The organism is Streptomyces sp. NPDC006879 (assembly GCF_042869595.1).
Lineage (GTDB): Bacteria > Actinomycetota > Actinomycetes > Streptomycetales > Streptomycetaceae > Streptomyces.
On record NZ_JBIAGC010000005.1, the window covers coordinates 1 to 22,891 of the forward strand.

A 22,891-nucleotide genomic window follows, 5' to 3' on the forward strand; every position below is an offset into this window, starting at 1 on the left:
TGCCCCTTCCCAGGGGGTGTTGGCGGTGCCGGCCCCGGCTCGGGTGTCGTGCTCGCGCATCCACGTTATGCAGACCTGCCGCCCGCGAACTGTCCAGCATTGCGCCGGACCGGACGGTGGCCGGACCTCTGATCAGCGTCTCCGACGAACACCCCCGGACCCGGTGACACCACCCCCCAGGTCATGCCATCGACAGGGGGACACAGCCATGCCGGGCCCAGAGGCCAGCGGCCCCATTGCGGAACCGCAGAAAACATAACGGGGGGCGAGAAGCAAGGCAGCTGAGGACGCGCTGGCCGCGGACCGCCGTGGGCAGGCGACAAGGCCCGCCCACGGGACCGATCGCCGCGCACCTCCCACACCACGCGGCCCGATCCGCCCAGACTGCTCCCGGACCGCGGTGGACCCGCTCAGCCCAGCGGGATCAAGGCCACCACCTGGTAGCCGCGGTCGGTGCGGGTCGCGGTCAGACTGCCCCCGATGGTCTGCACCCGCTCGGTCATGCTCGCCGTGCCCGAACCCGCAGACACCGGCGCCCGCGAGGGCTGCCCGGCGGGCAGGCAATTGTGCACCGCGATCCGCAGGAGGGTCCCGTCAGTGGTGATGGACACGTCGACGAGCTGGCCACGCGCGTGCTTGGTCGCGTTCGTCAGGCACTCCTGGACCACCCGGTAGACGGCTGACTGCCGCATCGGTGACAGCCGCACAGCGTCCGGATCCACGGCGAGTCGTACCGGGGAGCCTGCGCGTCGGCTCTCCTCGGCCAGCGCCGAAAGACCGTCGACGCCGGGGGTGGCAGCCCGGTCACCCCGGTGCACGAGGATGTCGTTGAGCACCAGGTGCGCCCGCCGGGCCGTGTCCGAGAGCTCCTCGAAGTCCTTCTGGTATGCCGACTCCCGCGAGCGGAGCGCCAACACCTCGGCGCGGACGGTCAGCAGGGTCAGCTCCCGGCCGACGAAGTCGTGCACGTCACGGGCCACCGAAAGACGCTCCTGGTGGACCGCCTGGAGCACCGCGGTCTCGGCGCGGCGCGCGTCGATCTCCCGCACGAGGTCCTGGCGGTTGGCGGCGATACCGACCGCACAGGCGAGCACGCCGATGGGGACCACCAGCCCGAGGAAGGCACTGAGGGTGTCTCCCCGGTGGACCGGCCAGCCCGGTGTGTAGAACATGGCGAGTGCGAAGGCGAAGTAGCCGAGAGTGCAGATCAGGCCATCCCGTCGCCCCCGGTAGCGGGCCACCGAGTACAGCGCGAACTGGATGAGCGTCAGCTCGTGCAGCCATCCGATGAAGACGATCGCGGTCAGGTAGGACAGCCAGGGAGCACGGCGCCGCACCAACAGCGTGGCCGCGCCGAGGGCCAGCATCAAAGTGGCTTGGATGCCGGTGAGGGAGTTGTCCGCAGCCGTCAGACCCGGTAGGTCGAGCATCATCAGGGCGAAGCAGCTCAGGCTGGTGAGCACGTCCAGGGCACGCGGGGAGGAGGCCCGGCCGACGGTGTGTCGGCGGCCGTGGGCAACCAGCGAGCGAATCGCCGAGCTAAGACGCGTATCGGGCATACCGTCCATCATGCGTGCTCGGTGCCGCGGACGGGCTCAACCGGTCGTAGCCGGGTCACAAGGCTGCCGAGTCGCCCTCGGCGCCTTGTGAGCCCTGCGGGTCCAACAAGGCGAAACGCCCGGCCGGAAGACCCGACCGGGCGTTTCACCCGAGTTTCTCGCCGCCAGGCCCGGCCGTCCCCGCTCCGTGAGGAGCACCGGTGCCATGGGCGTTTTCGACCCCACGACACCCGGGCCCACCACCGGCGTCGGCCCGGAGCGTGACTCGAACCGGGCGGCACGGCTCAGCCTTGCGGCAGGGCGTCCAGCTGGCTCTGGAGCCGGAGGATGTCCGTCTCCGCCTTGGCCAGACGGGCCCGGATCTTCTCCACCACCTGGTCGGGGGCCTTGGCGAGGAAGGCCTCGTTGCCGAGTTTGCCCTCGGCCTGCTGCTTCTCCTTCTCGGCTGCCCCGAGGTCCTTGGCCAGCCGCTTGCGCTCAGCCGGGACATCGATGGTTCCCGACAGGTCGAGAGCCACGGTCGCCCCGCCCACCGGGAGGCTGGCGGTGGCACTGAAGCCCTCGCCCTCCGGTTGCAGCCTCAGCAGTTGACGGATCGCCCCCTCGTGCGCGGCCAGCGCGGTGCCCGACAGGTCGAGCCGGGCGGGAACCTTCTGGCCAGGCTGGAGCCCCTGGTCCGCTCGGAAGCGACGGACCTCGGTGACCACCTGCTGGAGGTTGGCGATCTCCGCCTCGGCCGCGGCATCCCGGAAGCCGCTGTCCTTGGGCCAATCGGCGATGACCACCGACTCGCGCCCGGTGAGGGTGGTCCACAGCGTCTCGGTGACGAACGGCACCACCGGGTGCAGCAGGCGCAGCATCACGTCGAGCACCTCGCCGAGGACCCGGCCGGAGATCCGGGCGCCCTCCCCACCGGCGAAGAAGACCGTCTTGGAGAGTTCGACGTACCAGTCGAAGACCTCGTCCCAAGCGAAGTGGTAGAGGGAGTCCGAGAGCTTCGAGAACTGGAAGTCCTCGTAGAAGGCGTCGACTTCGGCGACGGTCGTGTTCAGACGGGAGAGGATCCACCGGTCGGTCGCCGACAGTTCCTCGGTCGGGGGAAGTTCACCCTCGACGGTGGCACCGTTCATCAGGGCGAACCGGGTGGCGTTCCAGATCTTGTTGGCGAAGTTCCGGGAGGCCTGCACCCAGTCCTCACCGATCGGAACGTCCACGCCGGGGTTCGCCCCGCGGGCGAGCGTGAAGCGGACCGCGTCGGAGCCGTAGGAATCCATCCAGTCCAGCGGATTGACCGCGTTGCCGAAGGACTTGGACATCTTCTTGCCGAACTGGTCGCGAACCATTCCGTGCAGGGCGATGGTGTGGAACGGCGGCGTGCCGTCCATCGCGTACAGGCCGAACATCATCATCCGGGCGACCCAGAAGAAGAGGATGTCGTAGCCGGTGACCAGAACCGAGTTCGGATAGAACTTCGCGAGGCTCTCGGTCTGCTCCGGCCAACCCAGCGTGGAGAAGGGCCACAGGCCGGAGGAGAACCAGGTGTCCAGGACGTCGGTGTCCTGGTGCCAGCCCTCGCCCGTCGGCGGCTGCTCGTCCGGTCCGACGCAGACCACCTCGCCGTTCGGTCCGTACCAGACCGGGATGCGGTGGCCCCACCACAGCTGACGCGAGATGCACCAGTCATGGAGGTTGTCGACCCAGTCGAAGTACCGCTTCTCCATCTCCTGCGGGTGGATCTTGACCCGGCCGTCTCGGACCGCGTCACCGGCGGCCTGAGCCAGCGGACCGACCTTGACCCACCACTGCATGGAAAGTCGCGGCTCGATGGTGGTCTTGCAGCGCGAGCAGTGCCCCACCGAGTGGGTGTACGGGCGCTTCTCGGCGACGATGCGACCTTCGGCGCGCAGTGCCGCCACGATGGCGCTCCGCGCTTCCAGGCGGTCCAGGCCCTGGAAGGGGCCGTGCACGGTGATGATCGCGTGCTCGTCCATGACGGCGAGGTTGGGAAGGCCGTGGCGCTGGCCGATCTCGAAGTCGTTCGGATCGTGCGCCGGAGTCACCTTCACCGCGCCGGTGCCGAACTCAGGGTCGACGTGCGCGTCGGCGACCACCGGAATGCGACGCCCCGTCAGCGGCAGCTCGATCTCGGTGCCGACCAGGTGCCGGTAGCGCTCGTCCTCGGGATGCACGGCGACCGCCGTGTCGCCGAGCATCGTCTCGGCTCGCGTGGTGGCGACCACGATCGAGGCCTCGCCTTCGCCGTACCGGATCGAGACGAGCTCTCCGTCGTCGTCCTGGTACTCGACCTCAATGTCGGAGATGGCCGTCAGACAGCGCGGGCACCAGTTGATGATGCGTTCGGCGCGGTAGATCAGCTCGTCCTCGTACAGCTTCTTGAAGATGGTCTGGACCGCCTGGGACAGGCCCTCGTCCATGGTGAAACGTTCACGGGACCAGTCCACGCCGTCCCCGAGGCGCTTCATCTGTCCCGAGATCTGACCGCCGGACTCGGCCTTCCACTGCCAGACCCGCTCGACGAACGCCTCCCGCCCGAGGTCGTGGCGGGACTTGCCCTCCTTGGCGAGCTCCCGCTCGACCACGTTCTGGGTGGCGATGCCGGCGTGGTCCATGCCGGGCTGCCACAGCGTCTCGAAGCCCTGCATCCGCTTGCGGCGGGTCAGGGCGTCGATCAGGGTGTGCTCGAAGGCGTGGCCCAGGTGCAGGCTTCCCGTGACGTTCGGCGGGGGGATGACCACGGTGAACGGAGGCTTCTCGCTCTTGGCGTCGGCCTCGAAGTAACCGCGCTCTACCCAGCGCTCGTACAGCTTCCCCTCTACCTCGGCCGGCGCGTACTGGGTCGGCAGTTCGGAGTTGGGGCTGCTGGTCTGCTGCTGAGTGTTATCGGTCACGGGCACAGTTTAGAGGGGGCACGGTGCTGCACCGAAACCGAAAAGCCCGCCGGCCCACCGGAGGGGACGGGGCGGACAGGCCGAAGGGGCACCCCCGGCACGGGGTGCCCCTCGAACGAACCGATGTGGGACGGGAGTCGCTATGCGGACTTCTCGTGGCGCTCGCCCTTGCCCACGATGCGCGGCACCAGGGTCGGGTTGACGTTGGAGCGGACCACATCGGCGGTGATGACCACCCGGGCCACGTCCTTGCGGGACGGGACCTCGTACATCACCGACATCAGGACCTCCTCCATGATGGCGCGCAGTCCACGGGCGCCGGTCTGGCGGAGGATCGCCTGGTCGGCGATGGCTTCCAGCGCCTCGCGCTCGAAGTCCAGCTCCACACCGTCGAGTTCAAACAGACGCTGGTACTGCTTCACCAGCGCGTTACGCGGCTCGACAAGGATCTGGAGCAGGGCCTCACGGTCCAGGTTGTGCACCGAGGTGATCACCGGGAGGCGACCGATGAACTCGGGGATCATCCCGAACTTCACCAGGTCCTCCGGCATGACCTCCTGGAACTGGTCGGTGGCCTCGATCTCACGCTTGGAGCGGATCGTCGCACCGAAGCCGATACCCTTGGCGCCGGCCCGCGACTCGATGATCTTCTCCAGCCCCGCGAACGCGCCGCCCACGATGAACAGCACGTTCGTCGTGTCGATCTGGATGAACTCCTGGTGCGGGTGCTTACGGCCACCCTGCGGCGGTACCGAGGCGGTGGTCCCCTCAAGGATCTTGAGGAGGGCCTGTTGGACTCCCTCGCCCGACACATCACGCGTGATCGACGGGTTCTCGCTCTTGCGCGCGACCTTGTCGATCTCGTCGATGTAGATGATGCCCGTCTCGGCCTTCTTGACGTCGTAGTCGGCCGCCTGGATGAGCTTGAGGAGGATGTTCTCGACGTCCTCGCCGACGTAGCCGGCCTCCGTCAACGCCGTCGCATCGGCGATGGCGAACGGCACGTTCAGCATCCGGGCCAGGGTCTGAGCGAGCAGCGTCTTGCCGGAGCCGGTCGGGCCGAGCAACAGGATGTTGGACTTGGCGAGTTCGATCGCGTCGTCCCGGCCCTGAGCGCCGCCGTTCTCGCCGGCCTGGACCCGCTTGTAGTGGTTGTACACCGCGACGGACAGCGCCTTCTTCGCGGGCTCCTGCCCGACGACGTACCCCTCAAGGAACTCGTAGATCTCGCGCGGCTTGGGCAGTTCCTCCCACCGCACCTCCGAGGTCTCGGCGAGCTCCTCCTCGATGATCTCGTTGCAGAGATCGATGCACTCGTCGCAGATGTAGACACCGGGTCCTGCGATGAGCTTCTTCACCTGCTTCTGGCTCTTCCCGCAGAACGAGCACTTGAGCAGGTCGCCGCCGTCACCGATGCGTGCCACGAGGTGCTTCCCCTTCGCCTGGGAGCAGCTTGGTTCAGCGGCTCCTGGTGCCTCATATCCGACGGTACCTTGCTTGGACCCCTATCCGGGCCCCCCTTGGCGTGGTTCACACACACATGACGCTGATGTGACCCACGCCAAGGGACGCAAGGATCAGGAAATGCTCGACTTGCGGGTCGAGACGATCTGGTCGATCAGGCCGTAGGCCAAAGCGTCCTCTGCGGTGAGGATCTTGTCGCGCTCGATGTCCTCGCTGATCTTCTCGATCGGCGTGGTGGAGTGCTTGGCCAGCATCTCCTCCAGCTGGTCCCGCATGCGCAGGATCTCGTTGGCCGCGATCTCCAGGTCCGAGAGCTGCTCCCGGCCGGTCTGGGAGGACGGCTGGTGGATCAGCACGCGGGCGTGCGGCAGGGCCATCCGCTTACCGGGGGTGCCGGCGGCCAACAGGACGGCGGCAGCGGAGGCGGCCTGGCCCATGCAGACGGTCTGGATGTCGGGCTTGACGAACTGCATGGTGTCGTAGATCGCCGTCAGCGCGGTGAACGAGCCACCGGGGCTGTTGATGTAGATGGAGATGTCGCGGTCCGGGTCCATCGACTCAAGGCACAGCAGCTGTGCCATCACGTCGTTGGCGGAGGCGTCGTCGATCTGCACGCCGAGGAAGATCACGCGCTCCTCGAAGAGCTTCGCGTACGGGTCGTACTCGCGCACGCCCTGCGAAGTGCGCTCGACGAAGCGCGGAACGACATAGCGGTTGTCCACCTGCGGGCCCGTGTAGAGGCCGCTCGCGGAAAGGTTGTTCTGCGTGTGCTGCATGGGGGTGTTCACCATCCTGGTGGCGTTCTGCGGACTGTCAGCGTCAGTGGGGCGGGGCGTGGGGCGCAGATCAGGCGCCGGTGCCGCCGCCGCCCGGAACGCCGGACGCAGCGGAGATGATCTCGTCGATGAGGCCGTAGTCCTTGGCCTCTTCCGCCGTGAACCAACGGTCACGGTCTCCGTCGCGGATGATCGCCTCCACCGTCTGACCGGAGTGGTGAGCGGTGATCTCGGCCATCCGCTGCTTGGTGCGCAGCAGGTACTGGGCCTGGATCTTGATGTCCGAGGCGGTGCCGCCGATGCCGGCGGAGCCCTGGTGCATCAGGATGTCGGTGTTCGGCAGGGCGAAGCGCTTGCCCGAGGCGCCGCCGGTGAGCAGGAACTGGCCCATGGATGCGGCCATTCCCATGCCGATGGTGACGACGTCGTTCGGGATGTACTGCATGGTGTCGTAGATGGCCATGCCGGCCGTCACCGAACCACCGGGGCTGTTGATGTAGAGGTAGATGTCCTTGTCCGGGTCTGCGGCCAGGAGAAGGAGCTGCGCCGTGATCTTGTTGGCGATCTCGTCGTCGACCTGCTGGCCGAGGAAGACGATGCGCTCGCCGAGCAGCCGGTTGTACACATGGTCGCCGAGGCCACCACCGATGGACGGCTCACCCGCGGCGTAAGGCATCAGATTCGTCACGTATCCACCTGCTCGTCTCCGACGGCGCCGAAGGCCGTCTCAGCGTCTTGTCCTGGGGGCGCGGACCGGCCGCAGCGTGGGGTCGTACCATCCCGCTTCCGGATACGTCCGTGCCCTCGTATTCATGGACCCTAACGCGCAGGTCGGACAACGCCATCCCGCTTCCGGAACTGTTCGCTGGGAGCGCAAGGTACCCAAGGGGTCACGGGCGGCTGTCAAGCCCCCGCGCGACTGCGACGAAGGGCCCGGACGCGAGTTGCGTCCGAGCCCTTCACCCGTGTTCAGCGCGAGGCGCAGAGCCCTACTTGGCCTCGGCCTGGTCCTCGTCCGCGACGACCGCCTCGACGGTCTGGGCCGCGTCCTCGTCCTCGTCCTCGTCGGACAGGTCCACCACGACACCGTTGGTGTCGGTCACCTTGGCCGCCTCGACGACCACCGCGAGGGCCTTGCCGCGGGCGACCTCGCCGACGAGCATCGGCACCTGGCCGCCCTCGACGACGGCCTGGGCGAACTGGTCGGGGGACATGCCGGAGGAGGAGGCACGCCGCATGAGGTGCTCGGTGAGCTCCTCCTGGTTGACGTTCAGCTTCTCCGTGTTGACGAGCTCGTCGAGCACGAACTGGGTCTTGATGCCCTTGACCGCCTGCTCCTTGGTCTCGGCGTCGAACTCCTCGACCGTCTTGCCCTGGAGCTCCAGGTACTTCTCCAGCGTCATGCCCATCTGGCCGAGCTGGTGGTGCTCCAGGTTGTGCTTGCGGGTGTTGACCTCGTCCTCAAGCAGCTTCTCGGGGATCGGGACCTCGACCAGCTCCAGGAGCTTCTCCAGCACGCGCTCCTGGGCCTGGGTGGCCTGGTCGTACTGCTTAGTGTTCTCGAGGCGCTTGCGGCTGTCGGCCTTGAGCTCGTCCAGCGTGTCGAACTCGCTCGCCATCTGCGCGAACTCGTCGTCCAGCTCCGGCAGCTCACGAGCGGCGACCTGGGTGACCTTGACGGTGACCTCGGCGTCCTTGCCCTCGGCCGAGCCACCCTTCAGCTGCGAGGTGAAGGTGGCCTCGCCGCCGGCCTCCAGGCCCTTGACGGCCTCGTCGATGCCGTCGAGGAGCTCGCCGGAACCGATGGTGTACGAAACACCCTCGGCGACACCGTCGGGCAGGACCTCTCCGTCGACCTTGGCCTCGAGGTCGATCGTCACGACGTCACCGTCGGTGGCGGCGCGCTCGACCGGGTTGGTGGAGGCGAAGCGGTCGCGGAGCTGCTCCACGGACTTCTCGATGTCCTCGTCGGTGACCTCGATCGGGTCCACCTCGACCTCGATGCCGGAGTAGTCCGGGATCTCGATCGTCGGGCGAATGTCGACCTCGGCGGTGAAGGCCAGCAGCTCGCCGTCCTTCAGCTCGGTGATGTCGACCTCGGGCTGACCCAGCGGGTTGACCTCGGCTTCGTTGACCGCCTCGGTGTAGAACTTCGGGAGGGCGTCGTTCACGGCCTCCTCCAGCACCGCACCGCGGCCGAACCGCTGGTCGATGACGCGGGCCGGGATCTTGCCCTTACGGAAGCCCTTCACCGTGACCTGCTGGTTGATCTTCTTGTACGCCGCGTCGAGGCTGTCCTTGAGCTCCTCGAAGGGCACCTCGACAGTGAGCCGAACCCGAGTCGGGTTCAGGGTCTCCACGGCGCTCTTCACGGTTCGGTCTCCTTGGTGGCTGACTTCTTGGGGTTCTGCTGACACCGCCTGTCCGGCGGGTCCAGCGGATCGGGCCCGGTACATCAGACACACGGGCACGCAGCTTGCATAGTAACCGCAAGCACGAGGCCACCCACAACGCGATCATGTGGAACGGCTGCGTCGGGAACGAAGCAGAACCGTGGTCGGGACAAAGCGATCACGCATGGTCGAACAAGATGGTCGGGGTGGCCGGATTCGAACCGACGACCTTCCGCTCCCAAAGCGGACGCGCTACCAAGCTGCGCCACACCCCGTCAGTGCGAGACGTAGGGTACATGCCCGCGGGGGAATCCGTGCCGGTTGTCCACGACGGCCGGAAGGGGTGTGCAGTCCACCCCAGGAACCCGCTAGGATGCTGCTCGTGCCGCGGTACCCGTGACCTGCGGTGCATCGTGCGGGCGTAGCTCAATGGTAGAGCCCCAGTCTTCCAAACTGGCTACGCGGGTTCGATTCCCGTCGCCCGCTCTGTTCTGAGTTCGGCCCCGTGCCAGCGAGATCTTCGCTGGCACGGGGCCGAAGTCGTTTCTGGAAGAGCCCGGCATCCTCCGCCCCGGGGCCGTCCCACGGATCGGCCGGTTCGTGGGTGCTGCCCGACGACCGTGGCACACGCCCACGCAAGGCTCCGGCCGCCGCGATCGCGGTGCACGGCCCCCGCGCACCAGCCACGCCGGGCCGGCGGCCCAGGTCAGAGTTTGATGTCGCTGATCATGGTGGCTATGGACTGGAGGAAGCTGTTCACTTCCTCGGCCATGGTGCTGGACGCCAGGAAGAAGCCGAAGAGGATCGCCACCACGGCGGGACCGGTCTTGAGGTTGCCGCCGCGGATCAACACCACCAGGATCACCGCCAACAGCACCACCACAGACAGTGAAATGGCCATACTGATCACACCCTCGGTCGTTCCCCTGGCCCGGCCTGGGGCGTACGGCCACGCACACCCCCACAGGGAACATCGTGCCACCAACGAGCCCCTGCTATCCGCCCCGTCACCAATCATCACTGACTGATTCCGGCCAACTCGCGCATTAGCTTGACCTATTGTCGCCCTCCAAGCCCAGGAGGGCCTTCATCCGGGCGTACTTGGCGGCCAGCCGTCGTTCGGTCCCTGCATCCAACAACGCCAGGCGCTCGGGATCCGCGTTGTGCGCGAGGTCAGCCTCCTTGACCAGCAGCGCGCCGGGGGTGCCCAAGATGCGCGCCGCGTACTCCTCCATCGGCTCACCCGGGAGTTTGGTCAAGGCCAACACCATGGCCTTGACCTCCGGGGCGAGTTCGGCGCCGGCCAGCCATCGACGGCTCAGTACCCCGTCCTCGACGGAGTCGTGCAACCAGGCCGCCGCGATCTGCGCATCGCTGCCGCCGCGACTGCGTACCCCGTCGGCGACCGCCCGCAGATGCACGACGTACGGCTGCCCGGACTTGTCCTGTTGCTGCGCGTGGGCAGCGCAGGCGAGCGCCTCTACCGCCGCCAAGCCCAACGATGCCAAGATTCCTCCTCCCGGCTCCCGGGCGGTCCGCCAAAGAGCGCTCAGGGCCCGGTCCTTCGAGCAGCTGCCCGCAGGGCGTCCGCCGCCCGTCGTACGTCGGCCGGCGTGGTGCGCCAGTTGGAGAAAGCCGCCCGCAGAGCGGGTGTGCCCTCGTACACCGTAGGGGTGAAGAAGGCGGCCGACGCAGCCGAGTCCCGGATGGCGGCCAGGCGTTCGGGCGTCGGATGGTGGGAGAGCGTGAAGCAGACGACGTTCAGCCGTACCGGTGCGAGGAGGCGGAAGGCAGGGTCGGAGTCGAGCTGATCGGCGAGGTCACGGGCACCGGCGATGCAGCGCTCGACGATCTCACGATGGCCGGCCCGCCCGTAGGCGGCCAGGGTGAGCCAGGCCGGCAGTGCCCGCAGCCGCCGGGAGTTCTCCGGTGTGAGGTGCACGAGGTCGGGGGCGGCGGCGAGCGGGCCGAGGTAGGCGGCCGAGTTGCGGAACACCCGGGCCTGGAGGTCGGGTCGGCGGGTGAACTGCACGGCGCTGTCATAGGGCACGTTGAGCCACTTGTGCAGGTCGACGCAGACCGAGTCGGCGAGATCGAGCCCACGCGTCAGGTGGGAGTGCGCGGGGGAAAGAGCAGCGAAGGCACCGAAGGCCGCGTCGACGTGCAGCCAGAACTCGTACCGGTCGCGGAGGGCGGCGACGGCCCGCAGGTCGTCGAAGTCGACGGTGTTCACGGTGCCGGCGTTGGCGACCACCACGCACGGGCCGTCCGCGCGGCGCAGGGCGGCTTCCAGAGCGTGCGGGTCCACGGCCTCCCGGCCCGGGAGCGTGGCAACCTCGACCAGGGCCGAGCGGCCGAGCCCGAGGACTGACAGGGCCTTGCCCACAGAAGAGTGCGGAGCCCCGGAGAGGACCAGGACCGAACCCAGGGCCGCGACCCCGTCCTCGGCGGGGCAGACGCCCTGGCGTTCGCCGAGCCATTCACGGGCGATGGCGAGCCCCACCGTGTTCGACATGGTGGCGCCGCTGACCAGAGTGCCGTGGTGGTCCGCCCCGAGCCCGAACAGTTCGCGCAGCCAGCCGACGGTCTCGCGCTCCAGGTCCTGCCCGCCCGGGTCCAGAGCGGAGTTGGAGTTCTGGTCGTAGGCGGCGGTGAGCCAGTCACCCGCCAGTCCGGCGGGGGTGGCCCCGCCGGTGACGAAGCCGAAGTAGCGCGGACCGGGGCCGGCACCCAACCGGGCCTCCCAGCGGTCGGTGAAGGCGGCCAGCGCGTCCTTCAACCCGAAGCCACGCTCGGGTAGCGGCGGCGCCAGGTGGCGCTGCGTGGGCGTGGGCGGGACGACCGGGCGGTCGTCCAGGCCGGACAGAAAGCGAAGGGCGTGCTCGCGGGCGCCGTCCAGGAGTTCGGGAAGACGGGCCAGATCGGCTTCTAGCTGCGGGTCCATGGCCGGAACGCTAGTGCGGGGAAGACTTGTCGGGCCCGGTCCAATCGGGGGCGGGTGGCCCACCTCACGCCGGTGAAGGGCTCAGGAGGAGCGGCGGATCAACAGCAGGGCCCGATCGTCGTTGACGTCCTTGGCCACCTTCTCGATCAGGTGCCAGGCCGCGCCCTCGAAGCCGGTGGCGATGTGGCGCTCCGCCTCGCCGGTGAGGCGGTCCACCCCTTCGCTGATGTCCCGGTCGGCGGTCTCCACGAGCCCGTCCGTGTAGAGCATCAGGACGTCGCCCGGCCCCAGCGAGCCCTTGACCGCGTCGAACTCCGCGCCGTCGTACACGCCCAGGAGCGGGCCGTGACCGACCTTCTCCTCCCAGCGGCCTGCTCCGGCGGACAGCTGAAGGGCGGGCAGGTGGCCGGCGGAGAACAACTCGTAGTCGCCGCTGTCCAGGTCCAGGACCAGGTGGATGGAGGTGGCGAAGCCCTCTTCCCAGTCCTGCCGGAGCAGATAGCCGTTGGCGGCGGGGAGGAACTCGTGGGGTGGCAGCGAGCCGAGCAGTCCGCCGAAGGCCCCGGAGAGCAGCAGGGCCCGCGAGCCCGCGTCCATGCCCTTGCCGGAGACGTCCGTGAGTACCACTTCGAGGGTCCGCCCGGCATGCGTACGGGCGGCCACCACGAAGTCACCGGAGAAGGACTGGCCACCCGCCGGCCGTAGCGCCATCTCCCGGTGCCATCCGCGCGGCAGGGTGGGAAGCTTGCTCTGCACCCTGATGCGTTCGCGCAGGTCGAAGAGCATGGTGCCGCCCCGGCGCCAGGGCACCCCCACCCGGCTGCGGAACTGCGCGATGAGCAGGCCGAAGAATCCGCAGGCGGCCACCACCAGCACGGTTCCTGGAGTGACCCTGGCGGGGCCCTCGGTGTACGGGCCAAGGACGAGGGATTCGACGATCAGGGCGATCGCGGAGGCCGCGTAGAGGCCGAGGAGGCTGGCGGGACGCAACAGCAGTCCGCCGGCGACGATCGGCAGCACCAGGGCCGCCGGCGGGATCCAGACCGGCATGGTGAGGGTCCCACAAGTGAGTGCGGGGATGGCGAGGAGGAGACCGGCGAAGGCGATCCAGTCGGACCCGTCACCGCGGAAGTAGTCGACCCCGGATTTGCGCAGCGCTGTGCGGGCCCGGTGCACAGCCCTGCGCACCCGGGCCGTGAACATCGCTGCTCCTGCACCGGCCATTGATTCGCGACCCTATCCATCCTGGCTGTGTGTCCGCAGTGGTACCCCCCGGAGCTGTGGTGCCGCAAGAGCGGAAGGGGGGTGCATCAGGCGGCACGGGGGAGGTCACGACCTGCTGGGGAGGGGCTGGTGGGGACTGCTGCGGAGGCCGATGGGCGCGCCAGCGCCCGGGGGGCGCGCACGACGCCGGGCTTCACCTCTGTTGGCAGACCGGGCACCAGAAGAGGTTTCGGGCGCCCAACTCGGTGGTGCGGACCTCGCTTTCACAGACGAGGCAGGGCAGTGCGGCCCGTCGGTAGACGTAGACCTCTCCGCCGTGGTCGTCCACCCTTGGCGGCCGGCCCATGGCCTCGGGGGTGTGTTCAGGGCGGACGGTGTCGATCCGGTTGTTGCGCACGCCTTCGCGCATCAGCGTCGCGAGGTCCGCCCACATCGCGTCCCATTCGGAGCGGCTGAGGTCCCGGCCGAGGCGGTAGGGGTCGATGCCGTGCCGGAAGAGGACCTCGGCGCGGTAGACGTTGCCGATCCCGGCCACCACCTTCTGGTCCATCAGGAGGGCGGCGATGGTGGTGCGGGATCGGGAGATGCGCCGCCACGCCCGGTCCGGGTCGTCCTCGGCGCGCAGCGGGTCGGGGCCCAGCCGCAGGTGTATGGCCTGCTTCTCGGCTCCGGTGACCAGGGCGCAGGTAGTGGGCCCCCTCAGGTCGGCGTAGTGCTGCGCTCCTACCAGGCGCAGCCGCACGGTGTCCGTGGCGGGCGGGGCGGGGACCGGACCGAAACCGTACTTGCCGAAGAGACCGAGGTGGACGTGGACCCAGTCGTGCCCGAAGCCGAGGAAGAGGTGCTTGCCGTGGGCCTGGGCGGCGTCCATCACCCGGCCGTCGAGCAGCGCCGCGCTCTCACCGAAGCGGCCCTGGGGGCTGCTGACACGGACCGGGTGTCCTGCGAAACACTCGCCGTGGTCCTGGGCGAGGCGGTGGATGGTGTGGCCTTCGGGCACGAAAGCGCCTCTCCTCGGAAGCGAGAACGGCAGTGCCGCCGGGGGCCCGAGGGTCCCGGCGGCACGGGGCGGGTCTTGCCGTGGGTGCCTACTGTCCCTGCGGGTGGTGAGCCGGGATGGGCGGGAGTTCGCCGGTCCGCTCGTAGGCGGAGAGCATCTCGATGCGGCGTGTGTGACGCTCTTCGTTCGAGTAGGGGGTGTTCAAGAAGGCCTCGATGAAGCTGACGGCCTCTTCCTGAGAGTGCATCCGGCCACCGACGGAGATGACGTTGGCGTTGTTGTGCTCGCGGCCGAGCTTGGCCGTCTCCACGCTCCAGGCCAGTACGGCGCGCACCCCCTTGACCTTGTTGGCCGCGATCTGCTCGCCGTTGCCGGACCCACCGATCACGATGCCGAGGCTGTCGGGGTCGGCGGCGGTCTTCTCCGCGGCGCGCAGGCAGAACGGCGGGTAGTCGTCCACCGCGTCGTAGATGTGGGGCCCGCAGTCGACGGGCTCGTGGCCGTTGCTCTTGAGCCAGTCCACCAGGTGGTTCTTGAGCTCATAACCGGCATGGTCGGATCCGAGGTACACGCGCATGACTTCGAGTGTGGCACGGGTGACACCGGTGCGGTCGCAGGGGGTGTCACCCATGTCACGTCGCGCCGCTCGTGGGGCTCAGTCGCGGCGGCCGACGAACTTCCAGGCGGCGGGGAGGGCACCCATGGCCAGTGCCGCCTTGACGGCGTCGCCTATCAGGAAGGGGATCATGCCCGCGGCGATCGCGGCGGACGCGCTCATCCCGGCGGACAACGCCAGGTAGGGCACGCCCACCGCGTACACGATGAGTGAGCCGACCGCCATGGTGCCCGCGGTGCGCAACACCGAGCGGTCTCCACCGCGCCGGGCCAGGGCGCCGACGACCGTGGCGGCCAGCAGCATGCCCAGGACGTACCCGAAGGAGGAACCACCCGCGCCCGAGGCCCCGTTCGCGAACCAGGGCATGCCGGCCATGCCGACCAGTGTGTACAGGGCGAGCGAGAGGAATCCTCGGCCGGCTCCGAGGGCGGTGCCGACCAGGAGGGCTGCGAAGGTCTGTCCGGTGATGGGCACGGCGAGCCCGTCGACCTTGACGGCGATCTGGGCGGCGAGGCCCATCAGGACCGCCCCACCGGTGACGAGTGCGATGTCACGGGTGCGGCTGGCGGGCAGCAGGTCGGCGAGGACCGCGCCGGGGCGCGCGGGCAGGGAGGCAGTGCTCATCGTGGGCTCCGCGGTGGTGAGGGGCTGGTGACACCGTGACGGTAGCCCTGGATGCATGGCCACTACACCGTCACTCCAGCACAAAGGCCTATCTGCCGCGTTAGTTGGAATTCAACAAAGCAGGCGAGAGGAAGTCGACCGCAGCCCAAGGGGACGTGACACGAATCACTAAGGTAATTGCCAGATCGAGGGCGTTTTGCACGTCGTCGACCCCCTCAGTGAGACTGTTGGGATGCCACAAGCACCTTTGTCTAACCTGCCCGAGGAACCGTTGGGCCACGGCCTGAAGCAGCGCCATCTGACCATGCTCGGCCTCGGCGGCGTGATCGGCGCCGGTCTCTTCGTCGGCTCCGGGGCCGGAATCACCATCGCCGGGCCCGGGATCGTCGTCTCGTACCTCCTCGCGGGCGCCCTCGCCATGCTGGTGATGCGGATGCTCGGCGAGATGTCGGCGGCGATGCCCGCCTCTGGCTCCTTCTCCGTGCACGCGGAACGGGCGATGGGGCGCTGGGCGGGTTTCTCGGCGGGGTGGCTCTACTGGTTCCTGCTGGTGGTGGTGCTCGCCGTGGAGGCGACCGGCGCGGCCACCATCGCGAGTGACTGGGTGCCCGCGGTACCGCAGTGGACCTGGGTGCTGATCTTCATGGTGGTCTTCACGCTCAGCAACCTGGCCGCGGTGCGTAACTTCGGGGAGTTCGAGTTCTGGTTCGCCGCACTGAAGGTCTTCGCGATCGTCACCTTCCTCCTCCTGAGCACCCTCGCGATTCTCGGAGTGCTGCCGGACACCGAGCCCGTGGGCCTGGAGAACCTCACCGGCCAGGGCGGCTTCCTTCCCCACGGATGGTCCGCAGTGGTGTCCGGGGTCCTCGCGGTGGTCTTCGCCTTCGGGGGACTGGAGGTGGTCACGATCGCCGCGGCCGAGTCCGAGGACCCGGCCCGCTCGGTGGCCCGCGCGGTGCGCAGCGCCGTGTGGCGCATCCTGTTCTTCTACCTCGGTTCGATGCTGGTCATCGTCGCCCTGCTGCCGTGGGACTCGCTGACGCCGGGCCAGAGCCCCTACGTCGCGGCGCTCGATTCCATCGGCATTCCAGGGGCGGGCCAGATCATGAACGTGGTCGTGTTCGTCGCCCTGCTCTCGGCCCTGAACGCCAACCTCTACGGCTCTTCCCGCATGATCTTCTCGCTGGCCGAGCGCGAGGAGGCGCCCCGCGGCCTGTTGAAGGTCTCCGGTGGCGGGGTACCGCGTCGGGCGGTGCTGGCCTCGGTCGCCTTCGGCTTCGTCTCGGTGGTGCTCAACCTGCTGTGGCCGGACACGGTGTTCCTCTACATGCTCAACGCGGTGGGCGCGGTACTGCTCTTCGTCTGGGCCCTGATCGCCGTGTCTCAGCTGCGGCTGCGCCGAAGGATCGAACGGGAGGCGCCGGAGCGGTTGACCCTGCGGATGTGGGCCTTACCCCTATCTGACATGGGTCGCCCTCGCGGCGATGGCAGCGGTGTTGGTACTGATGCTCACCGACGACGCGGCGCGCCCACAGGTGCTGTGGTCAGCGGGGGCGACCGCGCTGGTGCTGCTGGTGGCCGCCCAGCGGGAACTTCGTGAGCGCAGGACGGCGAACCGCAGCTGAGAGACCGGGTCAAACGGGCGGGGCGCGCTCGTCCGCTGACGACCCCTCATCTCCCCCCTCGGGTCGGGTCCCCGCGTAGCGCGGGGACCCGACCTTTCGCGTGCCCGCATGGCGTGACGCAGGTGGGTCCCGAACGGAACGGGGGAATAGATGCTGCTAGCGTGCAGTTGCGCAAGTGTTGCAATAAGCAGGCACAGTACGCCGAGGGGACCGGACAGAGCATGGCCATCTACACACTTCCCGAGCTTCCGTACGACTACGCGGCGCTGGAGCCGGTGATCAACCCGCAGATCATCGAGCTGCACCACGACAAGCACCACGCCGCCTACGTCAAGGGCGCGAACGACACCCTGGAACAGCTCGCCGAAGCGCGGGACAGGGAGAACTGGGGCGTGCTGAACGGCCTGGAGAAGAACCTGGCCTTCCACCTCTCCGGCCACATCCTGCACAGCATCTACTGGCACAACATGGCCAGCCCGAAGACCGGCGAGGGCGGCGGCGAGCCGACCGCCGCGGACGGCGTCGGGGACCTCGCGGACGCCATCACCGAGTCCTTCGGCTCCTTCGCCGCCTTCCGCAAGCAGCTGACCACGGCATCCGCCGCCACCCAGGGCTCGGGCTGGGGCGTGTTGGCATACGAGCCGGTCAGCGGCCGGCTCATCGTCGAACAGATCTACGACCACCAGGGCAACGTGGGCCAGGGCTCCGTGCCCATCTTGGTCTTCGACGCCTGGGAGCACGCCTTCTACCTCCAGTACAAGAACCAGAAGGTGGACTTCATCGAGGCGATGTGGAACGTCGTCAACTGGCAGGACGTGGCCAAGCGCTACGCGGACGCCAAGAAGAACACCCCGCTGCTGATCCCCGTCAAGGGCTGAACAGCCCCCGGACCGTCCGCCTCGTGATCGTCTTCTCAACCTTCACCGGCGGACGTGTGTAACGAAGGGCCCCCGCGAGGACGTGACTCGCGGGGGCCCTTCGCCGCGTTCCCCGTTCTCGGAGGCGAAAGCGGACACGCCGTCTCAGTCGAAGATCGGGCCCTGGGTGCGGGTGCGCTTGATCTCGTAGAAGCCCGGAATCGACGCCACCATCAGCGTGCCGTCCCAGAGCCGCGCGGCTTCCTCACCCCTGGGGGCCGGTGTCACCACCGGGCCGAAGAAGGCGATCTGCTCTCCCGCCTCCGAGCCCGGTACGGCGATGACGGGAGTGCCGACCTCCTGCCCCACCTTGTCGATGCCCTCCTGGTGGGAGGCACGCAACACCTCGTCGTACTCGTCGGAGTCGGCGAAGCGGAGCAACTCGGCCGGCAGGCCGACCTCGTCGAGGGCAGCGGCGATCGCCTCGCGGGTGGCGCCCTGCCCCTCGTTGTGGAAGCGGGTCCCCAGAGCCGTGTACAGCTTGCCGGTGATCTCCTCACCGTGCTTCTGCTGGGCGGCCACCACGACGCGTACCGGCGCCCACCCCTTGGGGCCGAGCAACTCCCGGTAGCGCTCGGGCAACTCCTCCAGCTTGTTCTCGTTGAGGACCGCGAGGCTCATGACGTGCCAGCGCACCTCGACCTCGCGCACCTTCTCGACCTCCAGCATCCAGCGGGAGGTCATCCAGGCCCACGGGCACAGCGGGTCGAACCAGAAGTCGACGGGGGTCTTACCGCTCACCTGGGTGTCGGACATGTCACTCCTCATGATCGAACACGTGCGGATTTCCTCATTCGCAACCGACCCCTCGCCGCTTGCATTCCCGCACCGGGGGTCCACCGACGGCATGCGAGGATTCGAGCACTGCAAGCGATTGTGTCGGCGAGTGACGCACGAAGGAGTGCTGCCGTGCCCGGTGAGAACCTGACCCGCGACGAGGCCCGACGCAGGGCCGAGCTGCTGTCCGTGGACAGCTACGAGGTGGAACTCGACCTGCGTTCGGCGGTGGAGGAAGGACCCACGGACGGTGACCCGCGCACCTTCCGCTCCCGGACCACCATCCGGTTCCACTCAAGCTCCCCGGGGGCGGAGACCTTCGCCGACCTCATCGCCCCACGCGTCAACTCGGTGGTCTTCAACGGACGCAAGCTGGACCCGGCACAGGTCTTCGACGGGTCAAGGATCGCCCTGGACGAACTGGCGGCGCAGAACGTCCTCGTCGTGGACGCCCAGTGCGCCTACAGCCGTACCGGCGAGGGCATGCACCGCTTCCTGGACCCCGAGGACGGCGAGGTGTACCTCTACACCCAGTACGAGCCCGCCGACGCACGCAGGGTCTTCGCCAACTTCGAACAGCCCGACCTGAAAGCGCCCTACCGTTTCACCGTGACGGCACCCGAAGGCTGGCGGGTGTGGAGCAACGGAGCCCTGGAGTCCCAGTCCGAGGCGGGATGGGTCTTCGCCGAGACCGCCCCCATCTCGACCTACATCACCGCGGTGGTGGCCGGCCCCTACCACTACGTCACGGACACCTACACCAGGACCTTCGAGGACGGCCACACCCTGGAGATCCCGCTGGGCGCGATGTGCCGCAAGGGGCTCGCCAGGCACTTCGACCCGGAGGAGGTCTTCCAGGTCACCAAGGAAGGCTTCGACTTCTTCCACGAGAACTTCGACTACCCGTACCCGTTCGGGAAGTACGACCAGGCCTTCGTACCCGAGTACAACCTGGGCGCCATGGAGAATCCGGGCATGGTCACCTTCCGGGAGGAGTACATCTTCCGCGGGAAGACCACCCAGGCCTCCTACGAGCGCCGGGCCAACACCATCCTCCACGAGATGGCGCACATGTGGTTCGGCGACCTCGTGACCATGGTGTGGTGGGACGACCTGTGGCTGAAGGAGTCCTTCGCCGATTTCATGGGTTCCTTCTCCCTGGCCGAAGCCACCCGGTTCACCAACAGCTGGGTGACCTTCGCCAACAGCCGCAAGGCCTGGGCCTACCGCGCCGACCAGTGGCCCTCCACCCACCCGATCACCGCGGACATCCGCGACCTGGAGGACGCCAAGCTCAACTTCGACGGCATCACCTACGCCAAGGGCGCGGCGGTGCTCAAGCAGTTGGTGGCGTACGTGGGGCGGGACGCCTTCCTGGAGGGCGCCCGCCGCTACTTCAAGCGCAACGCCTACGGCAACACCCGCCTGGCCGACCTGCTGTCCGTCCTCGCCGAAGTCTCCGGACGCGACATGACCGAGTGGTCCCGGGCCTGGCTGGAGACCGCCGGGGTCAATGCCCTGACCCCACAGGTGACCTGCGACTCCGCGGGGCAGGTCATGGAGCTGGCGGTGCTCCAGGAGGCGCCCCCGAACCTCCCCCACCTGCGGCCCCACCGGGTGGCGGTGGGCCTGTACCGCAGCGATGCGGGAAGTCTGGTCCGCTACGCGCGAGCTGAGGTGGACCTCACCGGGCCGCGCACGGTGGTCAGCGAGCTGACCGGTGCCCAACGGCCCGACCTGGTCCTGGTCAACGACGGGGACCTGACGTACTGCAAGGTCCGTTTCGACGAGGCCTCCATGACCACGCTGCGCGGACAACTCGGGGACCTCACCGATCCGCTGGCACGGGCGTTGTGCTGGTCGGCGCTGTGGAACCTGACCCGGGACGGGCTGATGCCGGCGCGGGACTTCATCTCCCTGGTCCTGGCCTTCGCCGGACGCGAGAGCGACGTAGGTGTCCTCCAGATGCTGCACGGGCAGGCACGTACGGCACTGACCGACTACGCGGCGCCCGACTGGCGCGAGCAGGGCGGTCGGCAGCTGGCGGCCGGAGCACTGCACGAGCTGCGGCTGGCCGCTCCGGGCAGTGAGCACCAGCTCTCCTGGGCGCGGTTCTTCGCCGCGAGCGCCACTACCGAGGCGGATCTGCAGTTGCTGCGCGGCCTCCTGGAGGGAAGCGCCCGGATCGACGGGCTGGAGGTGGACCAGGAGCTGCGCTGGGAGTTCCTGGTCTCACTGGCCGCGCACGGTGCGGCGGACGAGGAGGCCCTAGCGGGCGAACTGGCCCGCGACGACACCGCGTCCGGCAAGCGGCAGCAGGTGCGCGCGCTCACCGCGCGTCCTTCGGCATCGGTGAAGGCCCAGGCCTGGGCTCAGGTCGTGGAGTCCGACGCGCTGTCGAACGCACTGGTGGAAGCGACCATCGCGGGGATGAACCAGTCCTCCCAGCGGGAGTTGCTCGCGCCTTACGCGCACAAGTACTTCGACGCGATCGAGCGCCTGTGGTCCGAGCGGTCCATCCAGATCGGCATCTACGTGGTGCGCGGGCTGTTCCCGGCCCTCCAGGACAGTCAGGCGACTTTGGACGCGACGGACTCCTGGTTGACCGCCCATGCGGACGCGGCCCCGGCGCTGCGCAGGCTGGTCCTGGAGGCCCGTGACGACCTGGCGCGGGCGCTGCGGGCGCAGGCCTGCGATACGGCGGCCGGCTGAGAACACCAGGCGAGGGGGGCGGGGCGGCCGGCGCGTCCCGCCCCCTGGGCCGCGCCCGAGTGTGTGCATGCGGGAAGCTGCGGGCGGTGCAGTGTTGTCGGCATTCGAACGCCCGCACTTTAGTGAAGAGTTGTCCCGGTTTGTCGACGGACGTGTAACAGCGGTTAGAGGCAGGTGCCCCGGCGGGAACCTCCGCGTCATGAACAACTCCCCCACCTTCGGTGGCCAGAGCCCCACCTCGGCCGCCTCCCCCCGCACACTGCACCACCTGCGCGACGTCCCGCGCCAAGTCCTCAGCACGAGCCAACTGCGGGCGCACGGCATCTCCGCGGCGCTGACCTCCGAGCGCTGCCGCCCCGGTGGCCCGTGGCAGCAGGTCCTGCCGGGCGTGTTCCTCCTCCACCCCGGTCCGCCCACCAGCGAGGAACGACTGCACGCGGTGCTGCTCTACGCGGGGCGCCCGAGCGACACCCTGGTTCCGCCGCAGCCGAGTTACCGCGATGCCGTCATCAGCGGGCTGGCAGCACTGACCCTGCACGGGTTGGTCTCGGCTCCGCCGCTTCCGTCCCTGGACCGGATCGACGTGCTGGTTCCACACGCCCGCCGAACGCGTTCCACCGGCTGCGCCCATCTGGTACGCACACATGCGATGCCCGTGCCGCAGGACGTCACCGGCCTTCCGGTGGCTCCGGTGGCCCGCGCGTTGGCGGATGCGGTCGGGCAACTGCCGGACGCCGGCACGGTGCGGCGCCTGCTCACCGAGGCGGTGCGCGGCGGCCACTGCGAAGCCGCGGTCGTGGTGCGGGAACTGACCCAGGCCAGGTTGCTCCACCTCCCGCACGTGGTGGACGCGGTGGACTCGCTGCTGGAGGAGGGGCGGGCGATCGCCGAGGACCGCCTCTACGACCTGGTGCGCACCCACGGCCTGCCGGACCCGTTGTGGAACGTGGACCTGCGCTTGCCCGGTGGCCCGCACCTGGGCGGCGTGGACGCCTTCTGGCCCGACCAGGGGGTGGCGGTGGAGTTGGACACCCGGGGAGGTGACCACGGCGCGGGCGCGACCGGACAGGAGCAGTGGTCGGAGGTCGCCCGCAAGCGCGAGCATCTGGAACGTTCGGGTATCACGGTGGTCCACCTCACCCCGCGCAAACTGCGCGAGGCTCCGGAGCAGCAGGTGGCTGTGCTCGGTACGGCACTGGCCGAAGCCGCGGAACGCGATCCGGCCTCCTACCTCGTGGTCCTGCCGAGGTAGCGGGAGCCTGCGGCGGGGTCCCGGAGTGGTCGCTCAGGGGGGCGTTGACGGACTCGGCGGGTGTGAACCCTCAATATGGAAGCGGTACTTCACCTTCCG

Annotated in this window: 17 protein-coding genes, 2 tRNA genes and 1 pseudogene; 5 read left to right on the forward strand and 15 right to left on the reverse strand. The window is 68.7% G+C overall.

Annotation, left to right across the window (positions count from 1 at the left end; translation table 11 throughout):
* Positions 1-410: 410 nt before the first annotated feature.
* The 7 genes from ACFYMC_RS05615 to ACFYMC_RS05645 form a co-directional block, all read right to left on the reverse strand.
* On the reverse strand, positions 411-1,559 hold the full coding sequence (locus ACFYMC_RS05615) for a sensor histidine kinase (protein ID WP_388519286.1): 1,149 nt from the start codon (positions 1,557-1,559) through the stop codon (positions 411-413).
* 284 nt (positions 1,560-1,843) lie between these two features.
* On the reverse strand, positions 1,844-4,468 hold the full coding sequence (locus tag ACFYMC_RS05620; protein WP_388519289.1) for a valine--tRNA ligase: 2,625 nt from the start codon (positions 4,466-4,468) through the stop codon (positions 1,844-1,846).
* Between the two features lie 140 nt (positions 4,469-4,608).
* A complete protein-coding gene (clpX, locus tag ACFYMC_RS05625) occupies positions 4,609-5,892 on the reverse strand; it encodes an ATP-dependent Clp protease ATP-binding subunit ClpX (RefSeq protein ID WP_388519291.1) in 1,284 nt (427 codons plus the stop codon).
* Positions 5,893-6,045: 153 nt separating this feature from the next.
* Positions 6,046-6,708, reverse strand: a complete 663-nt coding sequence (locus ACFYMC_RS05630; protein WP_388519294.1) for an ATP-dependent Clp protease proteolytic subunit — start codon at positions 6,706-6,708, stop codon at positions 6,046-6,048.
* Between the two features lie 70 nt (positions 6,709-6,778).
* Positions 6,779-7,384 (reverse strand): ATP-dependent Clp protease proteolytic subunit, encoded by a 606-nt coding sequence (locus ACFYMC_RS05635; protein ID WP_388519780.1) that lies wholly within the window; start codon positions 7,382-7,384, stop codon positions 6,779-6,781.
* A 313-nt stretch (positions 7,385-7,697) separates the two neighbouring features.
* Positions 7,698-9,080 (reverse strand): trigger factor, encoded by a 1,383-nt coding sequence (gene tig / locus ACFYMC_RS05640; RefSeq protein ID WP_388519297.1) that lies wholly within the window; start codon positions 9,078-9,080, stop codon positions 7,698-7,700.
* 219 nt (positions 9,081-9,299) lie between these two features.
* Positions 9,300-9,376 (reverse strand) — tRNA-Pro (locus ACFYMC_RS05645).
* A 140-nt stretch (positions 9,377-9,516) separates the two neighbouring features.
* Between ACFYMC_RS05645 and ACFYMC_RS05650 the strand changes: the two genes are divergently transcribed.
* Positions 9,517-9,587 (forward strand) — tRNA-Gly (locus ACFYMC_RS05650).
* Positions 9,588-9,807: 220 nt separating this feature from the next.
* Here ACFYMC_RS05650 and ACFYMC_RS05655 read toward each other — a convergent pair.
* From ACFYMC_RS05655 to ACFYMC_RS05685, 7 genes are all read right to left on the reverse strand, one after another.
* A complete protein-coding gene (locus ACFYMC_RS05655; RefSeq protein WP_388519300.1) occupies positions 9,808-10,002 on the reverse strand; it encodes a hypothetical protein in 195 nt (64 codons plus the stop codon).
* A gap of 145 nt (positions 10,003-10,147) precedes the next feature.
* Positions 10,148-10,600 carry an HD domain-containing protein gene (locus tag ACFYMC_RS05660; RefSeq protein ID WP_388519783.1) on the reverse strand — a complete coding sequence of 151 codons (453 nt, stop codon included), beginning with the start codon at positions 10,598-10,600 and terminating at the stop codon, positions 10,148-10,150.
* 50 nt (positions 10,601-10,650) lie between these two features.
* Positions 10,651-12,045, reverse strand: a complete 1,395-nt coding sequence (locus tag ACFYMC_RS05665; RefSeq protein ID WP_388519303.1) for a pyridoxal phosphate-dependent decarboxylase family protein — start codon at positions 12,043-12,045, stop codon at positions 10,651-10,653.
* Between the two features lie 81 nt (positions 12,046-12,126).
* Positions 12,127-13,248 (reverse strand): PP2C family protein-serine/threonine phosphatase, encoded by a 1,122-nt coding sequence (locus ACFYMC_RS05670; protein ID WP_388519306.1) that lies wholly within the window; start codon positions 13,246-13,248, stop codon positions 12,127-12,129.
* A gap of 214 nt (positions 13,249-13,462) precedes the next feature.
* On the reverse strand, positions 13,463-14,269 hold the full coding sequence (locus ACFYMC_RS05675; protein ID WP_388519308.1) for an Fpg/Nei family DNA glycosylase: 807 nt from the start codon (positions 14,267-14,269) through the stop codon (positions 13,463-13,465).
* 88 nt (positions 14,270-14,357) lie between these two features.
* The gene (locus tag ACFYMC_RS05680) at positions 14,358-14,846 is read right to left on the reverse strand and encodes a ribose-5-phosphate isomerase (RefSeq protein WP_388519311.1); all 489 of its coding nucleotides are present in this window, start codon (positions 14,844-14,846) and stop codon (positions 14,358-14,360) included.
* Positions 14,847-14,924: 78 nt separating this feature from the next.
* Positions 14,925-15,509 (reverse strand): biotin transporter BioY, encoded by a 585-nt coding sequence (locus ACFYMC_RS05685; RefSeq protein WP_388519313.1) that lies wholly within the window; start codon positions 15,507-15,509, stop codon positions 14,925-14,927.
* Between the two features lie 232 nt (positions 15,510-15,741).
* On the opposite strand from ACFYMC_RS05685, the pseudogene ACFYMC_RS05690 reads away from it, so the two are divergent.
* Together ACFYMC_RS05690 and ACFYMC_RS05695 are read left to right on the forward strand one after the other, a co-directional pair.
* Positions 15,742-17,134: pseudogene (locus ACFYMC_RS05690) on the forward strand (amino acid permease).
* 221 nt (positions 17,135-17,355) lie between these two features.
* On the forward strand, positions 17,356-18,012 hold the full coding sequence (locus ACFYMC_RS05695) for a superoxide dismutase (protein WP_388519786.1): 657 nt from the start codon (positions 17,356-17,358) through the stop codon (positions 18,010-18,012).
* A 144-nt stretch (positions 18,013-18,156) separates the two neighbouring features.
* Here the strand turns inward: ACFYMC_RS05695 and ACFYMC_RS05700 are convergent, their stop codons facing one another.
* Entirely contained in the window at positions 18,157-18,807 is a 651-nt protein-coding gene (locus ACFYMC_RS05700; protein ID WP_388519316.1) for a DsbA family protein, read from the reverse strand.
* A gap of 153 nt (positions 18,808-18,960) precedes the next feature.
* On the opposite strand from ACFYMC_RS05700, the gene pepN reads away from it, so the two are divergent.
* Positions 18,961-21,540, forward strand: coding sequence for an aminopeptidase N (gene pepN, locus ACFYMC_RS05705; protein ID WP_388519319.1), 2,580 nt, complete (start codon positions 18,961-18,963; stop codon positions 21,538-21,540).
* A gap of 199 nt (positions 21,541-21,739) precedes the next feature.
* Positions 21,740-22,792: a hypothetical protein gene (locus tag ACFYMC_RS05710; protein ID WP_388519321.1), complete on the forward strand. Its 1,053-nt coding sequence runs from the start codon at positions 21,740-21,742 to the stop codon at positions 22,790-22,792.
* The last annotated feature ends 99 nt before the right edge of the window (positions 22,793-22,891 follow it).

Excerpts from the sequence above, each read along its gene's own strand:
- ACFYMC_RS05615 (WP_388519286.1), bottom strand. The coding sequence starts at position 1,559 with ATGCCCGATACGCGTCTTAGCTCGGCGATTCGCTCGCTGGTTGCCCAC.
- ACFYMC_RS05630 (WP_388519294.1), bottom strand. The coding sequence starts at position 6,708 with ATGCAGCACACGCAGAACAACCTTTCCGCGAGCGGCCTCTACACGGGC.
- ACFYMC_RS05635 (WP_388519780.1), bottom strand. The coding sequence starts at position 7,384 with ATGCCTTACGCCGCGGGTGAGCCGTCCATCGGTGGTGGCCTCGGCGAC.
- ACFYMC_RS05655 (WP_388519300.1), bottom strand. The coding sequence starts at position 10,002 with ATGGCCATTTCACTGTCTGTGGTGGTGCTGTTGGCGGTGATCCTGGTG.
- ACFYMC_RS05665 (WP_388519303.1), bottom strand. The coding sequence starts at position 12,045 with ATGGACCCGCAGCTAGAAGCCGATCTGGCCCGTCTTCCCGAACTCCTG.
- ACFYMC_RS05670 (WP_388519306.1), bottom strand. The coding sequence starts at position 13,248 with ATGTTCACGGCCCGGGTGCGCAGGGCTGTGCACCGGGCCCGCACAGCG.
- ACFYMC_RS05680 (WP_388519311.1), bottom strand. The coding sequence starts at position 14,846 with ATGCGCGTGTACCTCGGATCCGACCATGCCGGTTATGAGCTCAAGAAC.
- ACFYMC_RS05685 (WP_388519313.1), bottom strand. The coding sequence starts at position 15,509 with ATGAGCACTGCCTCCCTGCCCGCGCGCCCCGGCGCGGTCCTCGCCGAC.
- ACFYMC_RS05695 (WP_388519786.1), top strand. The coding sequence starts at position 17,356 with ATGGCCATCTACACACTTCCCGAGCTTCCGTACGACTACGCGGCGCTG.
- ACFYMC_RS05700 (WP_388519316.1), bottom strand. The coding sequence starts at position 18,807 with ATGTCCGACACCCAGGTGAGCGGTAAGACCCCCGTCGACTTCTGGTTC.
- ACFYMC_RS05710 (WP_388519321.1), top strand. The coding sequence starts at position 21,740 with ATGAACAACTCCCCCACCTTCGGTGGCCAGAGCCCCACCTCGGCCGCC.